We start from the raw sequence: 3288 nt of genomic DNA, 5'->3' as shown, positions 1-3288 counted from the left end.
CGTTCTTTGACATAGAGGAAAAACGAGAGAAACAAAGAAGCAAATAGGATATCCGCTTGTCGGATACTCCGAGCCGGTCTTGTCCAGTGGACGAGACCTCTACAGAAGTAGAGAAGGGCACACGGGGGATGCCTAGGCTCTCAGAGGCGATGAAGGACGTGATAAGCTGCGAAAAGGCCAGGGGATTGGCACATACAAGGTGATCCTGGCATATCCGAATGGGGCAACCCCCTACTTTGAAGAAGTAGGATCCAACTCTTTAAGAGATTGGAGGCAAACCCGGGGAACTGAAACATCTAAGTACCCGGAGGAACAGAAAATAACATATGATTCCCCAAGTAGTGGCGAGCGAACGGGGAGGAGCCCAAACCCGGTTGGTTACGGCCAGCCGGGGGTTGTAGGACCTCAACATCTGATTATCTAATCTTAGCTGAACGACGTGGGAAAGTCGATCATAGAGGGTGAGAATCCCGTAGGCGAGCGGATTAGGTACGGTAGAGGATTCCTGAGTAAGGCGGGGCCGGAGAAACCCCGTCTGAATCCAGCGGCACCATCCGCTAAGGCTACATACTCCTGAGAGACCGATAGTGAACTAGTACCGTGAGGGAAAGGTGAAAAGAACCGGGAATACCGGAGTGAAAAGAACCTGAAACCGTGTGCTTACAAGCAGTTAGAGGGGTTTAGTGCCCTGATAGCGTGCCTTTTGCATAATGAGCCTACGAGTTACTCCTCTCTGGCAAGGTTAAAGGTGTCAACACCTGGAGCCGCAGCGAAAGCGAGTCTGAATAGGGCGCAGAGTCAGAGGGGGTAGACGCGAAACTTTGTGATCTACCCATGAGCAGGTTGAAGGTTGGGTAACACCAACTGGAGGACCGAACCAGTTTCCGTTGAAAAGGATTTGGATGACTTGTGGGTAGGGGTGAAAGGCCAATCAAACTGAGAAATAGCTCGTACTCCCCGAAATGTATTTAGGTACAGCGTCGCGGTGGAGTCAGCAGGAGGTAGAGCTACCGATAGGACTAGGGGGTGTCACAACCTACCGAATCCTGACGAACTCCGAATGCCTGTTGATATACGCGGCAGTGAGGCTTGGGGTGCTAAGGTCCCAGGCCGAGAGGGAAAGAACCCAGACCATCCGCTAAGGTCCCTAAATTCGGACTAAGTTGAACAAAGGAGGTCCACTTGCTTTGACAGCCAGGAGGTTGGCTTGGAAGCAGCCATTCCTTTAAAGAGTGCGTAACAGCTCACTGGTCGAGCGAGAGGGCATCGATAATACACGGGCATCAAGTCCGGTACCGAAGCGATGGATTTGCCTTATAGGCAAGTGGTAGGGGAGCATTCTGGTCAGCGGTGAAGGTGTATCGTCAGGTATGCTGGAGCGGCCAGAAAAGCAAATGTAGGCATGAGTAACGATAAGGCGGGTGAGAAACCCGCCCCCCGATAGACTAAGGTTTCCTGCTCAACGCTAATCGGAGCAGGGTTAGTCGGGACCTAAGGCTAAGCCGAGAGGCTACGTCGATGGACAGCTGGTTGATATTCCAGCACCTAGTAAGTGGAGTGATGCAGTGACGCAGAAGTGAAAGCACCGCGGGCGGACGGAAGTGCCCGTTAAAGCGTGTAGGTATAGATAGGGTAGTCAAGTACGCCCTGTTTGCTGAAACGTGATAGTACCTGGAGGCTTCGGCCAACGGGATAGTGTGCCTAATCAGACTGCCAAGAAAACCTGCTAAGCGTTTACTGCTTGCTAGCCCGTACCGCAAACCGACACAGGTAGTCAAGGAGAGTATCCTGAGGGGCTCGAGTGAATCATGGCCAAGGAACTCGGCAAAATGGTCCTGTAACTTCGGGAGAAGGGACGCTTCCTTGCAGCAATGCAAGAAGCCGCAGTGAAAAGGCCCAGGCGACTGTTTAACAAAAACACATGGCTTTGCGAACGCGTAAGCGGAAGTATAAGGCCTGACACCTGCCCGGTGCCGGAAGGTTAAGAGGGGAACTTAGCGCAAGCGAAGGTTTGAATCGAAGCCCCGGTAAACGGCGGCCGTAACTATAACGGTCCTAAGGTAGCGAAATTCCTTGTCGGGTAAGTTCCGACCTGCACGAATGGTGTAACGATCTGGGCGCTGTCTCAGCCATGAGCTCGGTGAAATTGTAGTCTCGGTGAAGATGCCGAGTACCCGCCACGGGACGGAAAGACCCCGTGCACCTTTACTATAGGTTGACATTGATGCTGGACAACACATGTGTAGGATAGGTGGGAGACTGTGAGCCGGGGCCGCCAGGTCTCGGGGAGTCAACGTTGAAATACCACCCTTGTGTTGTTTGGCACCTAATCTGGAAAACGGAGACAGTGTCTGCTGGGTAGTTTGACTGGGGTGGTCGCCTCCAAAAAAGTATCGGAGGCTTTCAAAGGTCTGCTCAATCCGCTTGGTAACCGGATGTAGAGCGCAATAGCAGAAGCAGGCTTGACTGTGAGGCCTACAAGCCGAGCAGGGTCGAAAGACGGATATAGTGATCCGGTGGTTCCGCATGGAAGGGCCATCGCTCAAAGGATAAAAGGTACGCCGGGGATAACAGGCTGATCTCCCCCAAGAGCTCATATCGACGGGGAGGTTTGGCACCTCGATGTCGGCTCGTCACGTCCTGGGGCTGGAGAAGGTCCCAAGGGTTCGGCTGTTCGCCGATTAAAGTGGCACGCGAGCTGGGTTCAGAACGTCGTGAGACAGTTCGGTCCCTATCTGTGGTGGGCGTGGGAAATTTGACAGGACCTGACTTTAGTACGAGAGGACCGAGTTGGACCAGCCGCTCGTGCACCGGTTGTGACGCCAGTTGCAGCGCCGGGTAGCGACGCTGGGATGAGATAAGCGCTGAAAGCATCTAAGTGCGAAACTCACCTGAAGATGAGATTTCCGATTATAAGAGCCGTTCGAGACGAGGACGTTGATAGGCCCCAGGTGTAGAGCGCGGAATCGCACAGCCGAGGGGTACTAAGGGCTCGAACACTTCTGCAGGATACAGCTCACTACCGCTGCTTTGTTTGTCTCGCCCTCTATGTCGAATATGACAGCCGTGTTCAGGTAACTGAACAGTGTGCTGCGCTGCTAATGGTGGCTTTAGCCCGGGTGTTCACCTCTTCCCATTCCGAACAGAGTCGTTAAGCCCCGGAGCGCCTATGGTACTGCCTTCACCGGTGGGAGAGTCGGTCGCCGCCAACCTTTTAGCACATCTATTGCCCCGCGCACTGCTGGCCCTTCCCGGGCTGCAGCTGACGCGGGGCAATAGCCGTTTATA

2 rRNA genes are annotated in these 3288 nt (G+C 53.7%); both read left to right on the top strand.

Going from position 1 to position 3288, the window contains the following annotated elements:
* The first annotated feature begins 101 nt into the window (after positions 1-101).
* A 23S ribosomal RNA gene (locus LF252_RS22675) occupies positions 102-3008 on the top strand.
* A 92-nt stretch (positions 3009-3100) separates the two neighbouring features.
* Positions 3101-3212, top strand: a 5S ribosomal RNA gene (rrf, locus tag LF252_RS22670).
* Positions 3213-3288 lie beyond the last annotated feature (76 nt).

Origin of the sequence: Hymenobacter pini, assembly GCF_020421205.1 — a bacterium.
Classification (GTDB): Bacteria; Bacteroidota; Bacteroidia; order Cytophagales; family Hymenobacteraceae; genus Hymenobacter; species Hymenobacter pini.
This window is presented reverse-complemented; position numbering and strand designations above follow the sequence as displayed.